The sequence below is a fragment of the Janthinobacterium sp. GW822-FHT07H11 genome, from assembly GCF_058798615.1.
Window position 1 is genome coordinate 470,561 of the sequence record NZ_CM179507.1, and the last position, 17,965, is coordinate 488,525.

Here is a 17,965-nt window from a genome sequence, read left to right on the forward strand (position 1 = left end):
GTGGCATCCAATTGCCATCTACATGGATGGTAGTATAGTTCTGAAATATCTCAAGTCAAGCAGGATTTGGCCTGATGTGGATGTAGGACAAGCGCCTGCAGAGTGAAACACGGTGCAAAATAAATGTGCGAGACATGTGATTGTCATCATGTTTTACCATGATAAATATAGGCATAAAAACAGGGTCCCGCATGTCTGCCGCCTCGGCGCGCCGCTTTCGCGGCATAATGAAAGCTTCATTTCACCAATTGCGCTTCATGATGGTCGATATCCCGCCAGTTGTTCCCGCCGTACTTGCCTCGCCAGTGCCGTCGCCCTGCGTCAGCCTGTGCAAGATGAACCGCGACAGCGGCCTGTGCGAAGGCTGCTTGCGCACGCTTGACGAGATCATCGCCTGGAGCAAGGCCGACGATGATTTCAAGCGCGCCGTGTGGGCGCAACTGCCGCAGCGCGACGCCATGATCGCTTTCGACTGAGGAAATCCATGCCGCCCTTGTCCGTGCCGCCGCCTGCGCAGCTACCCGATTCGATCCTGGTATTCGAGCGGGGCTGGCTGTCGTCGAATAACATCCTGTTCACGGGGAAGGATGACACGGCGCTGATCGACAGCGGCTATGTCACGCATGCGCCGCAGACGCTGGCCCTGCTGCGCCACAGCCTGGGCACGCGCCCGCTGGAGCGCCTGTTCAACACCCACCTGCATTCGGATCACTGCGGCGGCAACGCGCTGCTGCAGGCCGAATACGGCTGCCATACGGCCATTCCCGTGTCGGAAGCGGACAAGGTGCGCAACTGGGACGTGGACGCCCTCAGCTTCCAGGCCACGGGCCAGCAATGCCCGCGCTTCGGCTTTGATGCCACCGTCTCTCCCGGCGACAGGTTCACCCTGGCGGACATGGCCTGGCAGGCGCTGGGCGCGCCCGGCCACGATCCGCATTCCCTGATTTTTTACTGTGCGCAAGAGGGCATCCTGATTTCCGCCGACGCCCTGTGGGAAAACGGCTTCGGCGTGATCTTTCCCGAACTCGATGGCGGCTCCGGCTTTGCCGAGGCGCGCGCCACGCTGGACCTGATCGCCAGCCTGGACGTGCGCGTCGTCATTCCCGGCCACGGGCGGCCCTTCCAGGACGCCGCCGGCGCCCTGCAGCGCGCCTATTCGCGCCTCGACTACCTGTCGTCCGACCCCGTGCGCAATGCGCAGAATGCGGTGAAAGTGCTGCTGAAATTCCTGCTGCTCGAGCGCCAGCGCATCGCCCTGGCCGAGGTGCCGGCCCTGTTGCGCGGCATGCCCGTCTTCGAAGAGGCCAACCGGCGCTTCCTGCGCCAGGAGGCGGCCGCGCTGGCCGAATGGGCCGTATCCCAGCTGGTGAGGGCTGCGGCGGCACGGGTCGAGGGTGAGTACTTGCTCAACGAGGGCTGAGACGGGGCGGTGATAAATTCAGCACGATCGTACTTTTTCTGAACTATAATCAATGTTCAGTGTGTCTTTCCTGTCCGATCAACTTTCCAGCGAGTCCGCCATGGCATTGCCTGTTGCGTTGCAAAACCTCTCCTTACCCGTTATCGCGTCGCCGATGTTCATCGCCAGCGGGCCTGCGCTCGTCGCGGCGCAGTGCAAGGCCGGCATCGTCGGTTCCTTCCCCGCCCTGAATGCGCGTCCCGCCGAGTTGCTCGATACCTGGCTGACCGAGCTGCAGGCCGAACTGGCCGCCTTCCAGGCCGCCAACCCGGATAAAAAAGTGGGGCCGATCGCCGTCAACCAGATCGTGCACCAGTCGAACGACCGCCTGGCGCATGACGTGGAAGTGTGCGTCAAGCACAAGATCCCCATCATCATTTCCTCGCTGCGCGCGCCGCCGAAGGAAATGCTCGACGCCATCCACAGCTATGGCGGCATCGTGCTGCATGATGTGATTTCGATTCGCCATGCGAAAAAGGCGCTGGAAGCCGGTGTCGATGGCCTGATCCTGGTCGCCACGGGCGCCGGCGGCCATGCGGGCACGTTGTCGCCGTTCGCGCTGGTGGGCGAAGTGCGCAAATTCTTTGACGGTCCGCTGGCGCTGTCGGGCTCCATCGCCACGGGCGACGCCGTGCTGGCCGCGCAGGCCATGGGCGCCGACTTCGCCTACATCGGTTCGCGCTGGCTGGCGACCAGGGAATCGAACGTCAGCGACGGCTACCGCGACGCCATCGTGGATTCAAGCGCGGCGGACATCGTCTACACGAACCTGTTTACGGGCGTGCATGGCAATTACCTGAAAAAATCGATAGAAGCGGCCGGACTCGATCCGGATGCCTTGCCGGAAGCGGACAAGAGCGCGATGAACTTCGGTTCGGGCAGCGCCAAGGCCTGGCGCGATATCTGGGGCGCGGGCCAGGGCGTGGGCTTGATGGATGACGTGCCGACGGTGGCCGAGATGGTGACGCGCCTGAAGGCCGAATACGATGCGGCGCGCGCGCGCTTGAAGTTGTAAGCTGGTGGTAGTGTCGGATTACGCGCTGCGCGCTAATCCGACCTACCTCCGACCTGCCGCGTCAACCATGGGTAGGTCGGATTAGGCCAAAGGCCGTAATCCGACAAATCCTCACTCCTGCTTCAAATCCTCGGGCTTGATGGCCCACAGCCCCGGCAGGTTGCGCCAGTAGCCGTAGGCATCCATGCCGAAGCCGACGACGAAGCGGTTCGGGATCACCAGGCCGACGATGTCGGCTTGTACGGGCTTTTTCTTGCCGATGGCCTTGTCGGCAAATACGGCCAGGATCACTTCGGAAGCGCCCATGTCCAGCAGGCGCTGCTTGACGTGCGCCAGGGTCTCGCCTTCGTCCAGGATATCGTCGAGCACGATGACGGTGCGGCCCGCCACGTTCGAGCGGGGAATGACTTTCCATACCACTTCGCCACCCTTGTCGTCGTCGCCGTAGCGGCTCACGTGGATGTAGTCGAACTCGAGCGGAAAGCTCAGCTGCGGCAGCAGATTGCCCGTAAAGACGACGGCGCCGCCCATCACCCCCAGCACCAGCGGGAATTCCTTGGAATCGTCGGCATTGAAGCGCGTATTGAGGACATCGGCCATGCGCGTGATCGACGCCTGCACGGTATCTTGGTCGAACAGCAGTTCCGCGTTCTTGATCAGGTCACGGGCACGGTTGTGATGAAATTCTTGCATGGACTCTTGCATGGCGATGAATGGGGCTGATGGTCAATGCGGGTATTATCCCGCAAACGCCATCAGCGTGCCAGAGCGCTAGCTGTAATCGCGGATATCGTCGATCACCTTGCCATCCTGCGCCAGCGTGCCCGTTGCCACCAGCAGTACTTCGCCGCGCAGCTTGGTCAGTTCGCGGATCGAGCCGATGATGGCTTCCGTGGCGCTGCCGTCATGCGGGTCATCGACTTCGCAATGCAAAGTCATTTCGTCATTGGCCATGCGGCCCGACACCACCAGCCGCGCCTTCCTGATTTGCGGATGGCGGCGCGCGATCTCGTGCACCTGCGACGGATGCACGAACATGGCGCGCACCTTGGTGGTCTGGTCGGCGCGTCCCATCCAGCCCCGGATGCGCGTATTCGTGCGGCCGCATGGCGAATCCGGCGCATCGACCAGCACGGCCGATAAATCTCCCGTGGCGAAGCGGATCAGCGGGTAGTCGGCATTGAAGACGGTGACCACCACTTCGCCCACTTCGCCCGGCGCGACGGGAATGCCGCTGCCCGGGTGGACGATTTCCAGCAGTACGTTCTCGTCGATCACCATGCCCGGATTGAGCTTGCCATTGCTGGCCGTTTCATAGGCGATGCTGCCGATGTCCGCCGAGGCATAGGTCTGGAACACGTGCGGCACGCCGTTCTCGGCAAACCAGCTGCGCAGGGATTCGGGCAAGGCTTCGGCGCCCATCACGGCCTTGGTGACGCTGCTGATGTCGGCGCCCATTTCGCGCGCCTTCTCGATGATCAGTTTCAGGAACGACGGCGTGCCGATATACGTGTCCGGCTTCAGGTCGACCATCGCCTGCACCTGCATTTCCGTCTGGCCGATGCCGGCCGGGATGACGGTGCAGCCGATGCGCGCGGCACCGCCTTCGACCATGAAGGCGGCCGGCGTGAAGTGATACGAAAAGCAGTTCTGCAGCAGGCCGCCGGCGCGCACGCCGGCCGCATACATGGGCCGCGCAAAGCGCCACCAGTCGGGGCCGCGGCCTTCCGGGTCGAAGATGGGGCCGGGCGAGACGAACACGCGCGAGAGGGCATTCTTCGGCGTCGTGTTCAGCCCGCCGAACGGCAGCTGCGCGTGCTGCAATTGCTTGAGATCGGACTTGCGCGTGACGGGCAGCCGCGCCAGCGCGGCACGGCTGGTGATGTCGGCCGCGTGGACGCCATCGAGGATGCGGGCCCAGCCCGGCGCCGTCTGCGCGCGCGCGATCAGCTGCGGCAGGCCGGCCATCAATTCGCGTTCGCGCGCCTCGGGGGCGCGTGCTTCCAGACTGTCGAGCGTATCGGTCATGTTGCGGATTCTCCAATGTCACGTTGCAGTTTTTTCGTCAGCCTGGAAAAGATCAGGCTGTATGAACGGTGCAGCAGGGCGGCCATTTCCCCGTCGTCGAGGGCGTCGGGGCTGGCGACCAGTACCCATTTGGCCCTTGCCAGATACGGTGCGGGACGAAAGCCGGGACGGTCCGTCAGTTCCAGGAAGCGCTCCGCATCGACCTTGAAGCTCATGCCGCGCGGACTGTGCGCTTCCGCGCCGCACAGGGCGAACATCTTGCCGCCAACGCAAAACGCCAGCACGTTGCTCCACTTGATGTCTTCGCTCGCGCCGGGGAAGCCACGGCACACTTGCTTCGCCCGTTCCAGGTCCATGGTGCCTCTGCCTTCAGGCCAGCCAGCGCTTGCGGCGGCGGTAGAACTTCATGTCGCGGAAGCTCTTGCGCCCGGCGCTGGACACGCCCAGGTAAAACTCCTTGACGTCCTCGTTGCTGGCCAGTTCCTGTGCTTGCCCTTCCATCACGACGCGGCCGTTTTCCAGGATGTAGCCGAAGTCCGCATAGCGCAGCGCCACATTGGTGTTTTGCTCGGCCAGCAGGAAGGAGACGTTTTCCTTGTGGTTCAAATCCTTGACGATGCCGAAGATCTCTTCGACGATCTGCGGCGCGATGCCCATCGAGGGTTCGTCCAGTAAGATCATCGACGGCTTGGCCATCAGCGCGCGGCCGATCGCGCACATCTGCTGTTCGCCGCCCGAGGTATAGCCGGCCTGGCTGGCGCGCCGCGTTTTCAGGCGCGGGAAGTAGTGGTAGACCTTTTCCAGCGCGTCTTTCAGGTCGCCGCGCGACAGGCTGCGCGTGTAGGCGCCCGTCAGGAGGTTTTCCTCGATCGTCAGGTGGCCGAAACAGTGACGGCCTTCCATCACCTGCGACAGGCCGCGCTTGACCAGCTCATTCGGCGTCAATTGGTCCACGCGCTCGCCCTTGAACTGGACTTCGCCCTTGGTGACGTCGCCGCGTTCGCCGCGCAGCAGGGTCGAGATGGTTTTCAGGGTGGTCGACTTGCCGGCGCCATTCGCGCCCAGCAGTGCCACGATCTTGCCTTGCGGGACTTGCAGCGAGACGCCTTTCAAGACCAGGATCACGTGGTCGTAGATGACTTCGATATTGTTCACCGACAGGTAGGGCGGCGCGGTATCCGGTGTTTGCGTGGCAGTGGGTGTCATGGCTGCTTCGTTTTCATGTGATGTTGGTGCTTGTCGGATTACGCTGCGCTAATCCGACCTACGTGGATGCGGCGTAGGTCGGATTAGGCCGCAGGCCGTAATCCGACACCACCCCGAGCGCCGCTTACTTCATGCACGCCGGCGTGATCTTTTTCTCTTCCGCGTACTTGCTCGACGATTCCTCGACGAGTTTACGCACCAGCGCCTTGTCGCCGACGATCCATTTAGGCGTGATGGCGGTCCATTTCTTGCCATCCCACTGCTGCACCTTCACCGCGCCCGAACCTTCATGGTCGTCGCAGCTGGTTTTCACGGTAGGGAACATGCCCAGCGCGCCCACGGCTTTCTGGCGCGCATCGTCGACGTTCAGGTTTTCCAGGCCCCAGCGCATCTGCTCGCCCGTGACCGGCTTGCCCTTGCCGTATTTTTCCTGCGCCACGCGGATCGCTTCCACCCACAGGATGCCGGCCGTCACGCCGCGCATGTGGTAGACGGAGCCGATGCGCGACTGGTCGGCCAGGTTGCCCTTGCCGCTGGCGTAGAGTTTTTTGCGGATATCGTCGAGCACGGGGTAATTGCCAGGCGTATTAAAACTCATCGCCGTATAGCCCTTGGCTGCATCGCCCGACGGAATCGTGTCCTCCTCGGAACCGGCCCACCACACGCCCAGCATCTTGTCGCGCGGGAAGCCGTTGCGCTGCGCCGTCTTGATGGCGACCGAATTCATCACGCCCCAGCCCCACAGGATCACGTGGTCCGGCTTGGCCTGGCGGATCTGCAACCACTGCGACTGCTGTTCGCTGCCGGGCGGCGCGACGGGAATCTTGATCAGCTCAAAGCCGTACTGTTTCGACAGTGCTTCCAGCACGGGCAGTGGCTCCTTGCCGAAGGCCGAATCGTGGTACAGGTGGACGATTTTTTTGCCTTTCAGCTTGTCCATGCCGCCATCCTTGTCGCCCAAATATTTGATCATGGCGGCGGCCTGGCTCCAGTAGCTGGAGATCAGCGGGTACACATACGGGAAAACCTTGCCGTTGGCGGCGTCCGAGCGGCCGTAGCCGATCATTGTCATGGGGATCTTGTCCTGCGCCACGCGGTCCAGGATGCCGTAGGCGACGCCGGTGGAGAGGGTCTCCACCAGGGTGGCGCCGCCCTGCTTGGTTTTCAGGCGTTCATAGCATTCGACGCCGCGCGAGGGGTTGTATTCGGTTTCGCATTCTTCCCAGCTGATCTTGACGCCATTCACGCCGCCGGCCTGGTTGACCAGGTTGAAGTAGTCGATGATGCCGCCGTAGAAACCGGAGCCACCGGCCGCATACGGACCGACACGGTAGGACGGCAGGGCGATGTACTGTTCCTTGTCCTGCGCCTGCGCGCTGCCGGACATGGTGAGTGCGGCACTGGCGATGGCGGCGGCCAGCATGAGCGATTTGATGTGTTTCATTGTGTCTCCTCTTGTTTTATTTAGTTTTCAACAGAACCGACATCTGATTGCAAGGTACAAATTCCTAGTGCGGGAAGGGCCACAGGCGCAGTTTCTCTTTCGCGATCTGCCACAGCCTGGCCAGGCCGTGCGGTTCGACGATCAGGAAGAAGATGATCAGCGCGCCGAACACCATCAGTTCCAGGTTCGACGCCACGCTGGTGGGCAGCGACAGGCCGTGCGCGATGATGTTCAGGAACACGGGCAGCAGCACGATGAAGGCCGCGCCGAGGAAGGAACCGAGAATGGAGCCGACGCCGCCGATGATGATCATGAACAGGATGCGGAAGGACAGGTCGAGGTTGTATGCTTCCGGCTCCACCGTGCCCAGGTAGGCATACGCATACAGCGCACCGGCCACGCCGCAGTAAAACGAGCTGACGGCAAACGCCAGCAGCTTGGTGCGCATCAGGCGGAAGCCGATCACCTCGGCCGCCATGTCCATGTCGCGCACGGCCATCCACGAGCGGCCCACGTTCGAGCGGATCATGTTCTTGGCCAGCAGGGCCATGCCGGCGACGATGGCCAGCACCAGGATGTACTTGCTTTGCGGCGTATCGAACTGGTAGCCGAGGATGCTCATCTTCTGCACCGTGATCACGCCCGAGGAGCTGTAGTTGGTCAGATACGGGATCTTGGTCAGGCACCAGACGACGAAGAACTGCGTCGCCAGCGTGGAGGCGGCCAGGTAGAAGCCGCGGATGCGCAGCGAGGGCAGGCCGAAGGCGATGCCCACCATGGCCGCGCACAGGCCGCCCAGGATGAAGGACAGCAGCAGCGGCAATCCCGGCAGGCGCGCCATGAAGTTGTACGAGGCAAAGGCGCCGACGGCCATGAAGGCGGCCGTGCCCAGCGACAGCTGGCCGGCGTAACCGGTCAGGATGTTCAGGCCCAAGGCGGCCAGGGCGAAGATCAGGAAGGGAATCATGATCGCCGACAGGATGTAGGGCGAAGCGAAATACGGCAGGAGGAAGACGGCGGCGATCAGCGTTGCCGTCAGTGCCAGACGGTCTTGCCGGATCGGGAAGATCTGGTTGTCGGCCTGGTAGCTGGTCTTGAATTGTCCTGCTTCACGGTAAATCATGGCGTGTCCTTTGCGGGCTGTTTTGGCTGTTGTCGGGTTACGCGCCATGCGCTAACCCGACCTACGATGCTGTTTCGGTGGTGTTATATTCGCCGGATGATCTTCTCGCCGAACAGGCCTTCCGGACGCACCAGCAGGAACAGCAGCGCCAGCACATACGGGAACCAGCCTTCGATGCCGCCGCCCACCATGGGGCCGAGGTAGACTTCGGCCAGCTTCTCCGAGGCGCCGATGATCAGGCCGCCGACGATGGCGCCCGGTACGGAAGTGAAGCCGCCGAGTATCAGCACCGGCAAGGCTTTCAGGGCGATGAAGGTGAGGGCGAACTGCACGCCGTTGCGGGCGCCCCACAGCAAGCCGGCCACCAGCGCCACCAGGCCCGCCACGCCCCATACCACGGCCCAGATGCGCTGCAGCGGGATGCCCACGGCCAGCGCCGCCTGGTGGTCGTCGGCGACGGCGCGCAGGGCGCGGCCCACCTTGGTTTTCGAGAACAGCAACGCCAGGCAGATCACCAGCAGCGCGCAGATGCCGGCCGCCACCACGTCGAACTGCGAGACGATGATGTTGAAGTGGTCCATCAGGAACTGCATCGGTACGTCTTCGATGGGCAGATCCAGCTTGTGCACCTGCGAGCCCCACATCAGTTGCGCCAGGCCTTCGATGAAGAAGGCCAGGCCGATGGTGGCCATGAAGAGCGTGATCTCGGGCTGGTTGACGAGCGGGCGCAAGACGACTTTTTCAATCGCCATGCCCAGGGCTATCATCGTCAGCATTGTCAATGGAATGGCCAGCCACAGCGACAGGCCGAACTTGTCCATGATGCCGACGCAGGTGAGGGCGGCGAAGAACACCATGGCACCCTGCGCGAAGTTGAATACCCCCGAGGCCTTGTAGATCAGCACGAAGCCGATCGCCACCAGCGCGTACATGACGCCCGACAGCAGGCCGCCGATCAGCACTTCAAAGAAAAAATTGATATTCATTGCTATCCCTTGTCTGGTGCTAGTGCGCGACACCCAAATACGCGTTGATGACATCCTGGTTGCTGCGCACCTCGTCGGGTGTGCCGTCGCCGATCTTCTTGCCGTAGTCGAGCACCACCACGCGGTCGGAAATATCCATCACCACGCCCATGTCGTGCTCGATCAGCACGATGGTCGTGCCCAGCTGGTCGTTGACGTCGAGGATGAAGCGGCACATGTCCTGCTTCTCTTCCACGTTCATGCCGGCCATCGGTTCATCGAGCAGCAGGATTTCCGGCTCCGCCACCAGCGCGCGGCCCAGCTCCACGCGCTTTTGCAGGCCATAGGGCAGGCGCCCCACGGGCGTCTTGCGGATGGCCTGGATTTCCAGGAAGTCGATGATCTCCTCGGCCTTCTTGCGGTGCTCGATTTCCTCGCGCCGCGCCGGTCCCCAGTACAGGGCCTGCAGCAGGAAATTCGATTTCATTTTCAGGTTCCGCCCCGTCATGATGTTGTCCAGCACCGTCATGCCCTTGAACAGCGCGATGTTCTGGAAGGTGCGCGCGATGCCGGACTTGGCGGCCGCGTAGCAATCCATGCCGCGCCGGTGTTCGCCGCGGTAGATGATCTCGCCCTGCTGCGGGCGGTACACGCCGTTGATCACGTTCAGCATCGAGCTCTTGCCGGCGCCGTTCGGGCCGATGATGGCACGGATTTCATGTTGCTTGACGTCGAAGGAAATGTCGGTCAGCGCCTTCACGCCGCCGAACGACAGCGAGATATTCTTCAGGTCCAGGATCACGGGGCCGGTCTTGCGCGTCGTGCCGAAATGGATGTCAGGTTCGTTCATTTGCATCGTGCTGTGCTCCATCATGCGGCCGCGCCCAGGGCCGGATACGTTTTGCTGTCCCAGATCTGCAGGTGGGCGCTGGTCGAACCGGTGCGCCCATCTTCGAATTTCACCTGGGTCTCGATGTACTGCGTCGCCTTGCCCTCGTACAGGGCGGCGATCAGCACCGCGTATTTCTCGGCGATGAATTTGCGGCGCACCTTGCGCGTGCGCGTCAGTTCATCGTCGTCCGGGTCCAGTTCCTTGTGCAGCACCAGGAAGCGGTGCACCTGGGTGCGGTCCATCAGCGGATCGGCCGCCAGCTCCGCATTGACCTGCTCGATGCAGTCGCGGATCAAGCCATAGGTCTCTGCGCGTGCCGCCAGGTCGGTGTAGCCGGCGTAGGCGATGCCGCGCCGCTCGGACCAGTTGCCCACCGCTTCGATGTCGATATTGATGAAGGCGCAGACCTGGTCGCGCGCATGGCCGAAGGCCACCACCTCCTTGATGAAGGGGAAGAACTTGAGCTTGTTTTCGATGTAGTTGGGCGCGAAGATGGCGCCGCAATTCATCTTGCCGACATCGGCCGCGCGGTCGATGATTTTCAGGTGGCCCTCGCTGTCGAAGACGCCCGCGTCACCCGTGTGGAAATAGCCGTCGTTGTCGATCACTTCGGCGGTGGCATCGGGACGCTTGAAGTAGCCGCTCATGGTGGCCGGCGACTTGACCAGCACTTCGCCATTGGCCGCCAGCTTGACTTCCACGCCGGGCGCGGGCAGGCCGACGCTGTCGAACTTGATGTTGCCGTCCGGCTGCAGGCATACATAGGCGCACGTCTCGGTGGAGCCGTACAGCTGCTTGAGGTTCACGCCGATGGAGCGGTAGAAGCGGAACAGGTCCGGGCCGATGGCGGCGCCGGCTGTGTAGGCGACGCGCACGCGAGACAGTCCCAGCACGTTTTTCAGGGGACCATAGATAAGGATATCGCCGAGCCGGTAGTTGAGGCGGTCCAGCAGCGAGACGGGTTTGCCATCGAGGATATGCGCGCCGCAGCGCTTGGCCACGTCCATGAAATGGCTGAACAGGCGGCGCTTGATGGCGCTGGCGTCTTCCATGCGTATCATCACGCTGGTGAGCATGTTCTCGAACACGCGCGGCGGCGCAAAATAGCAGGTGGGACCGATTTCGCGCATGTCGATCATCACCGTGTCGCCCGACTCGGGGCAGTTGACGGTGAAGCCCGCCACCATGGCCTGCGCCAGCGAGAACAGGCAGTCGCCGACCCACGCCATCGGCAGGTAGGACAGGATGTCTTCATTGTCCGTCAGCTTGTCGAAGGCGACGCCGCCAACGCCTGCGGCCAGCAGTGCCGCATGGCTCTGGCACACGCCTTTCGGCTTGCCGGTGGTGCCCGAGGTGTACAGCATGACGGCCGAGTCGTGGCCTGCGCCCGCTTCCACGGCGGCGTCGAAAAAGCCCGGATGCTCGCGGTCGTAGACCCGGCCCAGCGCCTGCAGGCCGGCGAAGGAAATCAGTTCCGGCTGGCGGTAGTGGCGCATGCCGCGTTCATCGTCATAGGCGATATGGGTGATGTGCGGATACAGCGCTTTCAGTTCGAGCAGCTTGTCGACCTGCTCCTGGTCTTCGACGATGGCGTAGTGGACTTCCGCGTCCTGCAGCACGTACGCCATGTCGGCGGCCGGCGCATCCTGGTACAGTGGCACCGGCACGCCGCCCAGGCTCTGCGCGGCCAGCATGGCCCAATACAGGCGCGGACGGTTGTCGCCGATGATGGCCAGGTTCATGCCGCGCTGGAAACCGATGGCGGCCAGGCCGCAGGCCAGCGCGCGCACCTCGTCGTTGACCTGGGACCAGGTCCAGGTTTGCCAGATGCCCAGGTGTTTTTCGCGAAATGCGGGCTTGTCGGATCGTACTGCTCCGTGTTGCAATAAGCGCCGCGGAAAAGTTGGCATCGCTGCCGTAGTCGTTGTGTGCACCAGTGTCTCCCTGTTGCGTGTCTCAGGCGCCACCTCGTCGTGTGGCGCTCTGTGTTTTTTATGTGTACTGCGTTTGTGTAATGATAGTAGCTTGCGTTAGTTTGCAGAGTTGTCTTTTCGGGGACATTTACCCACTTTTCGATGGTGCATCGCACAATGACCACACCTGATATCAGTCTGAAGGATGCCTTGCGCGCGGCCAATTGGGCGCAGCTGCTCGACGCCGCGCAAATGGCCCGGGTCGAGGCCGACACGTTTGAAACCTGCGTGCCGAAAGGCGGTTTTGTTTGCCGCAAGGGCGAGCCGGTGGACAACTGGATCGGCGTCATCAGCGGCATGGTCAAGATGAATAATTTTTCCGCCTCGGGCAAGGCCATGACGTTTACGGGCATGCCGCCGGGCAGCTGGTTCGGCGAAGGCTCGCTGCTCAAGCGCGAGATCCGCAAGTACGACACCATCGCCGTGCGCGACACGCGCGTGGCGCGCATGCCGGCCGCCACCTTCCACTGGCTGCTGGAAACGAGCTTGCCGTTTACGCGTTTCCTGCTGATGCAGCTCAATGAGCGGCTGGGGCAGTTCATCGGCATGGTGGAAAACGAACGCCTGCTCGACCTGAACACGCGCGTGGCGCGCTGCCTGGCGTCGATGTTCCATTCGCACCTGTATCCGAGCGTGGACACGCTGGTACAGCTGTCGCAGGAAGAGATCGGCCTGCTGTCCGGCTCCTCGCGCCAGCGCGCCAACCAGGCCTTGCAGGTGCTGGAAAAGAAAGGCTTGCTGCGCCTCGATTACGGCGGCATCCGCGTGCTGGACCTGGAAGGCTTGCGCCGCTACGAGGCCGATGATGCCGAGTGACGTATCGATGGACGAGGTGCGGCGCCTGACCGAACAGCACTATCAGTCGTTCCTGCAGGCGCGCCTGGCCGGCGCGCGGGCGCTGGCACGGCTGGACGCGGCGATGCAGGCACGCCACGCGCTGCTGCCGATGCCGCTGACCCTGCGTGAACTGGCCTTGCTGCCGCAGCTGCGCGATGCCTCGCTGCTGGCGCTGGCCAGCTCGCCGCATAGCGGGCATTGGAGCCGCGACGATATCGGTGACGCCGATCCGGCGCAGGTACTGGCCGGCGATGCGGCATATGCCGATTTTTCACGCGCCATCCTGGAAGAAGCGGCGCGGCACATCGCGGAGATTCATGCCGGCCAGGTGCCGTATGCCGCCGACGCGGCCTTTGCCACGGCCGATACCGGCATCCTGGCGCGCGCCGCGCGGGTGGCGGCCTATCGCGACGATGGCTGGTTCGCGCCCGTCATCGCCACCTTGCTGCCGCAGGTGTGCGTGGCGCCCGGCTCCGCCAAGAGCGCGCCGTCGCAGTCGCTGGCCATGGCCCTGGGCCATGCGGTGGAAACCATCCCTACTGCGGCCAGCCTGCAAGCGCTGCGCACTGCGCTGGCCCAGGTGCGCCATGCGGGCGTCAAGAAAAAACTCGAACGCAATCTGCAACCGGCGGAGAAGGCGCTGGCCCGGCGTCAAGGCGGGGCATGAGGGGCAAGGCACGCCGTGTCGTATCCGCGTTAATCGCGGTATCATAGGCGCTTCCCAGCACCGCTCTTTTTTCGCCCCCATGCAGACATCTGACCACGCCGCCCTTCCCGTCAATTCCGCCGCCACCCCCGCCGAGCGCCTGGCGCAGCTGCGCAAGGCCATGCGCGTCCGGCACGTCGATGCCTGCATCGTGCCTTCGGCCGACCCGCACCTGTCCGAATATCTGCCGCGCCGCTGGCAGGGCCGCGAATGGATGTCCGGCTTTACGGGCTCCGTCGGCACCCTGGTCGTGACGCAGGATTTCGCCGGCGTGTGGACCGATGGCCGCTACTGGGAACAGGCGGAAGACGAACTGGCCGGCAGCGGCATCGTCCTGAAGAAAATCCCGTCCGGCGCCAGCGTGCTGTATATCGACTGGCTGGGCGAGACCATGCTGCCGGGCCAGACGGTGGCCGTCGATGGCGCCGTGCTGGGCCTGGCCAATGCGCGCCTGCTGCAGCAGGCGCTGGGCGCGCAGGTGCTGCTGCGTACCGACATCGATTTGCTGCAGCAGGTATGGACGGACCGTCCGGCCATGCCGGCGGCGCCCGTGCAGGAACATGCGGCCGCATATCCGGCCCTGTCGCGCACGGAAAAACTGGCGGCCCTGCGCGCCAGCATGGCGGCGCACGGCGCCAGCCACCATGTGATCTCCACCCTGGACGATATCGCCTGGCTGTTCAACCTGCGCGGCGCCGACGTGCACTACAACCCGGTCTTCCTCGCGCATGCGCTGGTGGGCCCGCAGCGCACCACCCTGTTCGTCGCCGACGGCAAGCTGCCTGCCGCGCTGCGCGCCACGCTGGAGAGCGAAGGCGTGGACGTGGCCCCGTACGAGCGTACCGGCGCCTCGCTTGCCGCGCTGCCGGCCGGCGCCACCTTGCTGCTGGACCCGCGCCGCATCACGTTCGGCACGCGCCAGGCCGTGCCCGATGCGGTGCGCGTGGTCGAAGCGATCAACCCGACGACCCTGGCCAAGTCGCGCAAGACGGACAGCGAGGCCGCGCACGTGCGCGCCACCATGGAGCAGGACGGCGCCGCCCTGTGCGAGTTTTTCAGCTGGTTGGACGCTGCCCTGGCCGACCCGCAGCGCGCTCCCTTGACGGAAATCGGCGTCGACGAGCGCCTGACGGCGGCCCGCGCGCGCCGCGCGCATTTCGTCAGCCCCAGCTTTGGCACCATCGCCGGCTTCAATGCGCATGGCGCCATCATGCATTACCACGCCCATGCGGATTCGGCTGCCACGATCGAAGGCGACGGCCTGCTGCTGATCGACTCGGGCGGCCAGTACCTGGGCGGCACCACCGATATCACGCGCGTGGTCCCCGTCGGCAGTATCACGGCGGAGCACAAGCGCGATTTCACGCTGGTCCTGCGCAGCATGATCGCGCTGTCGCGCGCGCAGTTCCCGCGCGGCGTGAAGTCGCCCATGCTGGACTCGATTGCCCGCGCGCCGCTGTGGGCCGAGGGCATCGATTTCGGCCACGGCACGGGCCATGGCGTGGGCTTTTTCCTGAACGTCCATGAAGGGCCGCAATCGATTTCCCAGTCCGCCATGCCGGAGCCGCAGACGGCCATGGAGATCGGCATGATCACCTCCATCGAACCGGGCATCTACCGTCCCGGCCAGTGGGGCATCCGCATCGAGAACCTGGTGCTCAACGTCCCCGCCGCGACCTCGCCGTTTGGCGACTTCCTGCGCTTCGAAACATTGACCCTGTGCCCGATCGACACGCGCTGCGTGGAACGGTCGCTGTTGCGCGACGACGAAGCGGCCTGGCTCAACGACTACCACGCCATTGTGCGCGCGCGCCTGGCGCCGCACCTGGCCGCGCCGGCCGATGCGCCTGCCCTGGCGTGGCTGGAACAGCGCACGGGAGCCATCTGATGCGCTCGACCCGCGCCACCTCCGCCATCGAGCGGCTCAAGGAACGCAGCGGCAACCGCCTGTACACGATGGCGCGCACGGGCGATGAGCTGTTCTTCCTCACCGAAGGCCCCGGCTTGCCGCCCCTGTGCCCGCCGCTGGAACTCGATGCCTTTGTCGCCTTCGTCAATGGCCTGGGGCCGCAAAAGGCGCGCCGCGTCAGCAAGCTCGATGTGGCGTTTGAAAAGCAGCTCACCAAGAAAGCGCCATAACCTCAATGCCGACCATCGATTTCCTGCGCGCGTACTGGTCGCCGGCCGAATTGGCGACGAATGGCGTGATCCTGCTGAACTTGCTTGGCGCGTTATTGCTGGGCCTGCTGGTAGGCTATGAGCGCTCGTACCACGGGCGCGCCGCCGGCATGCGTACGTACGGCCTGGTCTGCATGGCATCGGCCGCGTTGACGGTGCTGGGCGGTTATCCGGAATTCTGGTACGGCGGCCATGGCAGCATTGTCGGCAGCGACCCCACGCGCGTCATCCAGGGCATCGTCACGGGCGTGGGTTTCCTGGGCGCCGGCGTCATCATGCGCGAAGGCTTCAATATCAGTGGCTTGACCACGGCCGCCTCGATCTGGGCCTCGTCCGTGATCGGCATCATGGTGGGCATCGGCTTTTACCTGTCCGCCATGGGCCTGGCCTTCATGTGCGCGATGGCCATGATTTTTCTGTCAAAATTGGAAAACTGGCTGCCGTCGCGCCATGCGGTGGCCATCACCATGCGCTTCAAGCAAGGGTTTATTCCGCGCGAAGATGCGCTGCGGCGCATGGCGGCCAAGCGCGGTTACGACATCGCCGGCGGTTCGCTGACCATCGGCAGCACCGACGGCATGCAGGAATGGCGTTTTGTCGCCATCGCGCATGGCAAGAATACGGGCGCCAGCCTGTCCACCATGTCGGCCGAGCTGGCCGCTTTCGAGGGCATCGCCGGCTTCCAGCTGTCGCACGCCCGCAACTGACGAGGATGACCATGGATGCACAGGCGCAAGCGGTACTCGATTTCTGGTTCCTGCCGCCGGATCACCCCGGCCACGGCCAGGCGCGCGCGCAATGGTTCCGCAAGGATGAGGGCTTCGACGCGCAGATACGCACGCGTTTCGGCGCGCTGATCGACGCCGCCATAGCCGGCGGCTTGCGCGCCTGGGACGCCACGCCACACGGCGCGCTGGCGCGGCTCGTCGTGCTCGATCAATTCACGCGCAATGTGCATCGCGGCACGCCGCGCGCCTTTGCCGGCGACAGCCAGGCGCTGGCGCTGGCCGCATCCATGACGCAGCAGGGGCTAGACCGGCAATTGGCGCCGATGCTGCGCGCCTTTGCATACCTGCCGTTCGAGCACGCGGAAGACCTGGCGATGCAGGCGCGCGCCGTCGAGCTGTTCCAGCGGCTGGCGCAGGCGCAGCCCGGTTTTGAGAGCATGCTCGACTATGCCGAGCGCCACCAGGAAGTGATCGCCCGCTTCGGCCGCTTCCCCCACAGGAACGCCATCCTGGGCCGCACCTCCACGCCGCAAGAGCTGGAGTTCCTGCGCCAGCCGGGTTCCAGCTTTTAGAAAAACCACCATGAACGTTAGCTTGAATATCATCGGCGCCGGCCACGTGGGCCGCGTGCTGGGCCGTTTGTTTGCCGGCGTGGACGGGATCGCGGTGCAGGACGTGCTGACGCGCTCGATGGCGACCGCGCAGGCGGCCGTGGAGTTTATGGGCGCCGGCACTCCCGTCGCCAGCTATGCGGCCTTGCGGCGCGCCGACGTCACCATGCTGGCCGTGGCGGACGACCAGATCGGCCCGGCCTGCGCGGCGCTGGTGGCCGAGGGACGCCAGGCGGGCGCCATCGTGTTCCACTGCAGCGGCGCGCTGGCGTCCAACGTGCTGCTGGCGGCCACGCAGGCCGGCGCTTCTGTCGCCAGCGCGCACCCGATCCGCAGCTTCGCCGACCCGCAGCAGGTGGCTGCCACCTTCGACGGCACGTTTTGCGGCGTCGAGGGCGATCCGCTGGCGCTGGCCTTCCTCACGCCGGCCTTGAACGCCATCGGCGCACGTCCCGTGCCCATCGATCCGGCCGCCAAGACCCTGTATCACGCCGCTGCCGTATTTGCCAGCAATTACCTGGTGACGGTGCTCGATGCCGCCTTGCGCGCCTACCAGGCGGCCGGCATCCCGGAAGCGGTGGCGCGCGAGCTGGCGCAGCCGCTGGTGACGGAAGCGGTGGCGAATGTGTTCCGCCTGGGCGCGGCGCCGGCGCTTTCCGGTCCCATCGCACGCGGCGATGATGCTACCGTGCAACGCCAGTTGCAGGCAGTGCAGCAATGGGATGCGGCCACGGGCGAGTTGTACCGCGCCCTGGTGGCCCCCACGCAGGAGCTGGCCCGGCGCAAGCGCGGGCCATGAG

At 64.2% G+C, this 17,965-nt stretch carries 19 protein-coding genes; 10 read left to right on the forward strand and 9 right to left on the reverse strand.

All coding sequences use genetic code 11. From position 1 onward, the window contains the following. Positions 1-227: 227 nt before the first annotated feature. The 3 genes from AC3RCJ_RS02055 (at position 228) to AC3RCJ_RS02065 (ending at position 2,474) form a co-directional block, all read left to right on the forward strand. Positions 228-476 carry a DUF1289 domain-containing protein gene (locus AC3RCJ_RS02055; RefSeq protein WP_492957670.1) on the forward strand — a complete coding sequence of 83 codons (249 nt, stop codon included), beginning with the start codon at positions 228-230 and terminating at the stop codon, positions 474-476. Positions 477-484: 8 nt separating this feature from the next. Next, entirely contained in the window at positions 485-1,420 is a 936-nt protein-coding gene (locus AC3RCJ_RS02060) for an MBL fold metallo-hydrolase (protein ID WP_492957672.1), read from the forward strand. A gap of 100 nt (positions 1,421-1,520) precedes the next feature. Beyond that, a complete protein-coding gene (locus AC3RCJ_RS02065) occupies positions 1,521-2,474 on the forward strand; it encodes an NAD(P)H-dependent flavin oxidoreductase (RefSeq protein WP_492957674.1) in 954 nt (317 codons plus the stop codon). A 111-nt stretch (positions 2,475-2,585) separates the two neighbouring features. Here the strand turns inward: AC3RCJ_RS02065 and AC3RCJ_RS02070 are convergent, their stop codons facing one another. From AC3RCJ_RS02070 to AC3RCJ_RS02110, 9 genes are all read right to left on the reverse strand, one after another. Continuing rightward, the gene (locus AC3RCJ_RS02070) at positions 2,586-3,167 is read right to left on the reverse strand and encodes a hypoxanthine-guanine phosphoribosyltransferase (RefSeq protein WP_100875114.1); all 582 of its coding nucleotides are present in this window, start codon (positions 3,165-3,167) and stop codon (positions 2,586-2,588) included. 78 nt (positions 3,168-3,245) lie between these two features. Then, the gene (locus tag AC3RCJ_RS02075) at positions 3,246-4,502 is read right to left on the reverse strand and encodes a phenylacetate--CoA ligase family protein (RefSeq protein WP_492957676.1); all 1,257 of its coding nucleotides are present in this window, start codon (positions 4,500-4,502) and stop codon (positions 3,246-3,248) included. After that, on the reverse strand, positions 4,499-4,858 hold the full coding sequence (locus AC3RCJ_RS02080) for an MmcQ/YjbR family DNA-binding protein (protein WP_492957678.1): 360 nt from the start codon (positions 4,856-4,858) through the stop codon (positions 4,499-4,501). Before AC3RCJ_RS02080 ends, AC3RCJ_RS02075 begins: the two co-directional genes overlap by 4 nt. Before the next feature lie 13 nt (positions 4,859-4,871). Continuing rightward, complete coding sequence (locus AC3RCJ_RS02085; protein ID WP_492957680.1) at positions 4,872-5,708, reverse strand: ABC transporter ATP-binding protein; 837 nt, start codon at positions 5,706-5,708, stop codon at positions 4,872-4,874. A 124-nt stretch (positions 5,709-5,832) separates the two neighbouring features. Continuing rightward, entirely contained in the window at positions 5,833-7,152 is a 1,320-nt protein-coding gene (locus tag AC3RCJ_RS02090; RefSeq protein WP_492957682.1) for an ABC transporter substrate-binding protein, read from the reverse strand. A 64-nt stretch (positions 7,153-7,216) separates the two neighbouring features. Next, complete coding sequence (locus tag AC3RCJ_RS02095; protein WP_492957684.1) at positions 7,217-8,275, reverse strand: branched-chain amino acid ABC transporter permease; 1,059 nt, start codon at positions 8,273-8,275, stop codon at positions 7,217-7,219. Positions 8,276-8,358: 83 nt separating this feature from the next. Continuing rightward, positions 8,359-9,255 (reverse strand): branched-chain amino acid ABC transporter permease, encoded by an 897-nt coding sequence (locus AC3RCJ_RS02100; RefSeq protein ID WP_492957930.1) that lies wholly within the window; start codon positions 9,253-9,255, stop codon positions 8,359-8,361. Positions 9,256-9,280: 25 nt separating this feature from the next. Further along, positions 9,281-10,096, reverse strand: a complete 816-nt coding sequence (locus AC3RCJ_RS02105) for an ABC transporter ATP-binding protein (RefSeq protein ID WP_492957686.1) — start codon at positions 10,094-10,096, stop codon at positions 9,281-9,283. Between the two features lie 14 nt (positions 10,097-10,110). Further along, the gene (locus AC3RCJ_RS02110; protein WP_492957688.1) at positions 10,111-12,042 is read right to left on the reverse strand and encodes an AMP-binding protein; all 1,932 of its coding nucleotides are present in this window, start codon (positions 12,040-12,042) and stop codon (positions 10,111-10,113) included. A gap of 180 nt (positions 12,043-12,222) precedes the next feature. Here AC3RCJ_RS02110 and AC3RCJ_RS02115 point away from each other — a divergent pair, with 180 nt between their 5' ends. From AC3RCJ_RS02115 to AC3RCJ_RS02145, 7 genes are all read left to right on the forward strand, one after another. After that, the gene (locus AC3RCJ_RS02115; RefSeq protein WP_492957690.1) at positions 12,223-12,921 is read left to right on the forward strand and encodes a Crp/Fnr family transcriptional regulator; all 699 of its coding nucleotides are present in this window, start codon (positions 12,223-12,225) and stop codon (positions 12,919-12,921) included. Further along, the gene (locus AC3RCJ_RS02120) at positions 12,908-13,609 is read left to right on the forward strand and encodes a hypothetical protein (RefSeq protein ID WP_492957692.1); all 702 of its coding nucleotides are present in this window, start codon (positions 12,908-12,910) and stop codon (positions 13,607-13,609) included. The genes AC3RCJ_RS02115 and AC3RCJ_RS02120 overlap by 14 nt, the downstream gene beginning before the upstream one ends. 79 nt (positions 13,610-13,688) lie before the next feature. Then, positions 13,689-15,536: an aminopeptidase P family protein gene (locus AC3RCJ_RS02125; protein WP_492957694.1), complete on the forward strand. Its 1,848-nt coding sequence runs from the start codon at positions 13,689-13,691 to the stop codon at positions 15,534-15,536. Continuing rightward, positions 15,536-15,787 (forward strand): hypothetical protein, encoded by a 252-nt coding sequence (locus AC3RCJ_RS02130; RefSeq protein WP_492957696.1) that lies wholly within the window; start codon positions 15,536-15,538, stop codon positions 15,785-15,787. Before AC3RCJ_RS02125 ends, AC3RCJ_RS02130 begins: the two co-directional genes overlap by 1 nt. 5 nt (positions 15,788-15,792) lie before the next feature. Continuing rightward, on the forward strand, positions 15,793-16,533 hold the full coding sequence (locus tag AC3RCJ_RS02135) for an MgtC/SapB family protein (RefSeq protein ID WP_492957698.1): 741 nt from the start codon (positions 15,793-15,795) through the stop codon (positions 16,531-16,533). A gap of 5 nt (positions 16,534-16,538) precedes the next feature. After that, positions 16,539-17,126, forward strand: a complete 588-nt coding sequence (locus tag AC3RCJ_RS02140; RefSeq protein WP_492957700.1) for a DUF924 family protein — start codon at positions 16,539-16,541, stop codon at positions 17,124-17,126. A 10-nt stretch (positions 17,127-17,136) separates the two neighbouring features. Beyond that, positions 17,137-17,964, forward strand: coding sequence for a Rossmann-like and DUF2520 domain-containing protein (locus tag AC3RCJ_RS02145; protein ID WP_492957702.1), 828 nt, complete (start codon positions 17,137-17,139; stop codon positions 17,962-17,964). The last annotated feature ends 1 nt before the right edge of the window (position 17,965 follow it).

What these genes read in the sequence shown, in the direction of transcription:
- AC3RCJ_RS02055 (WP_492957670.1), top strand. Translation starts at nt 228, where the DNA reads ATGAAAGCTTCATTTCACCAATTGCGCTTCATGATGGTCGATATCCCG.
- AC3RCJ_RS02060 (WP_492957672.1), top strand. Translation starts at nt 485, where the DNA reads ATGCCGCCCTTGTCCGTGCCGCCGCCTGCGCAGCTACCCGATTCGATC.
- AC3RCJ_RS02065 (WP_492957674.1), top strand. Translation starts at nt 1,521, where the DNA reads ATGGCATTGCCTGTTGCGTTGCAAAACCTCTCCTTACCCGTTATCGCG.
- AC3RCJ_RS02070 (WP_100875114.1), bottom strand. Translation starts at nt 3,167, where the DNA reads ATGCAAGAATTTCATCACAACCGTGCCCGTGACCTGATCAAGAACGCG.
- AC3RCJ_RS02075 (WP_492957676.1), bottom strand. Translation starts at nt 4,502, where the DNA reads ATGACCGATACGCTCGACAGTCTGGAAGCACGCGCCCCCGAGGCGCGC.
- AC3RCJ_RS02080 (WP_492957678.1), bottom strand. Translation starts at nt 4,858, where the DNA reads ATGGACCTGGAACGGGCGAAGCAAGTGTGCCGTGGCTTCCCCGGCGCG.
- AC3RCJ_RS02085 (WP_492957680.1), bottom strand. Translation starts at nt 5,708, where the DNA reads ATGACACCCACTGCCACGCAAACACCGGATACCGCGCCGCCCTACCTG.
- AC3RCJ_RS02090 (WP_492957682.1), bottom strand. Translation starts at nt 7,152, where the DNA reads ATGAAACACATCAAATCGCTCATGCTGGCCGCCGCCATCGCCAGTGCC.
- AC3RCJ_RS02095 (WP_492957684.1), bottom strand. Translation starts at nt 8,275, where the DNA reads ATGATTTACCGTGAAGCAGGACAATTCAAGACCAGCTACCAGGCCGAC.
- AC3RCJ_RS02105 (WP_492957686.1), bottom strand. Translation starts at nt 10,096, where the DNA reads ATGCAAATGAACGAACCTGACATCCATTTCGGCACGACGCGCAAGACC.
- AC3RCJ_RS02110 (WP_492957688.1), bottom strand. Translation starts at nt 12,042, where the DNA reads ATGCCAACTTTTCCGCGGCGCTTATTGCAACACGGAGCAGTACGATCC.
- AC3RCJ_RS02115 (WP_492957690.1), top strand. Translation starts at nt 12,223, where the DNA reads ATGACCACACCTGATATCAGTCTGAAGGATGCCTTGCGCGCGGCCAAT.
- AC3RCJ_RS02120 (WP_492957692.1), top strand. Translation starts at nt 12,908, where the DNA reads ATGATGCCGAGTGACGTATCGATGGACGAGGTGCGGCGCCTGACCGAA.
- AC3RCJ_RS02125 (WP_492957694.1), top strand. Translation starts at nt 13,689, where the DNA reads ATGCAGACATCTGACCACGCCGCCCTTCCCGTCAATTCCGCCGCCACC.
- AC3RCJ_RS02130 (WP_492957696.1), top strand. Translation starts at nt 15,536, where the DNA reads ATGCGCTCGACCCGCGCCACCTCCGCCATCGAGCGGCTCAAGGAACGC.
- AC3RCJ_RS02135 (WP_492957698.1), top strand. Translation starts at nt 15,793, where the DNA reads ATGCCGACCATCGATTTCCTGCGCGCGTACTGGTCGCCGGCCGAATTG.
- AC3RCJ_RS02140 (WP_492957700.1), top strand. Translation starts at nt 16,539, where the DNA reads ATGACCATGGATGCACAGGCGCAAGCGGTACTCGATTTCTGGTTCCTG.
- AC3RCJ_RS02145 (WP_492957702.1), top strand. Translation starts at nt 17,137, where the DNA reads ATGAACGTTAGCTTGAATATCATCGGCGCCGGCCACGTGGGCCGCGTG.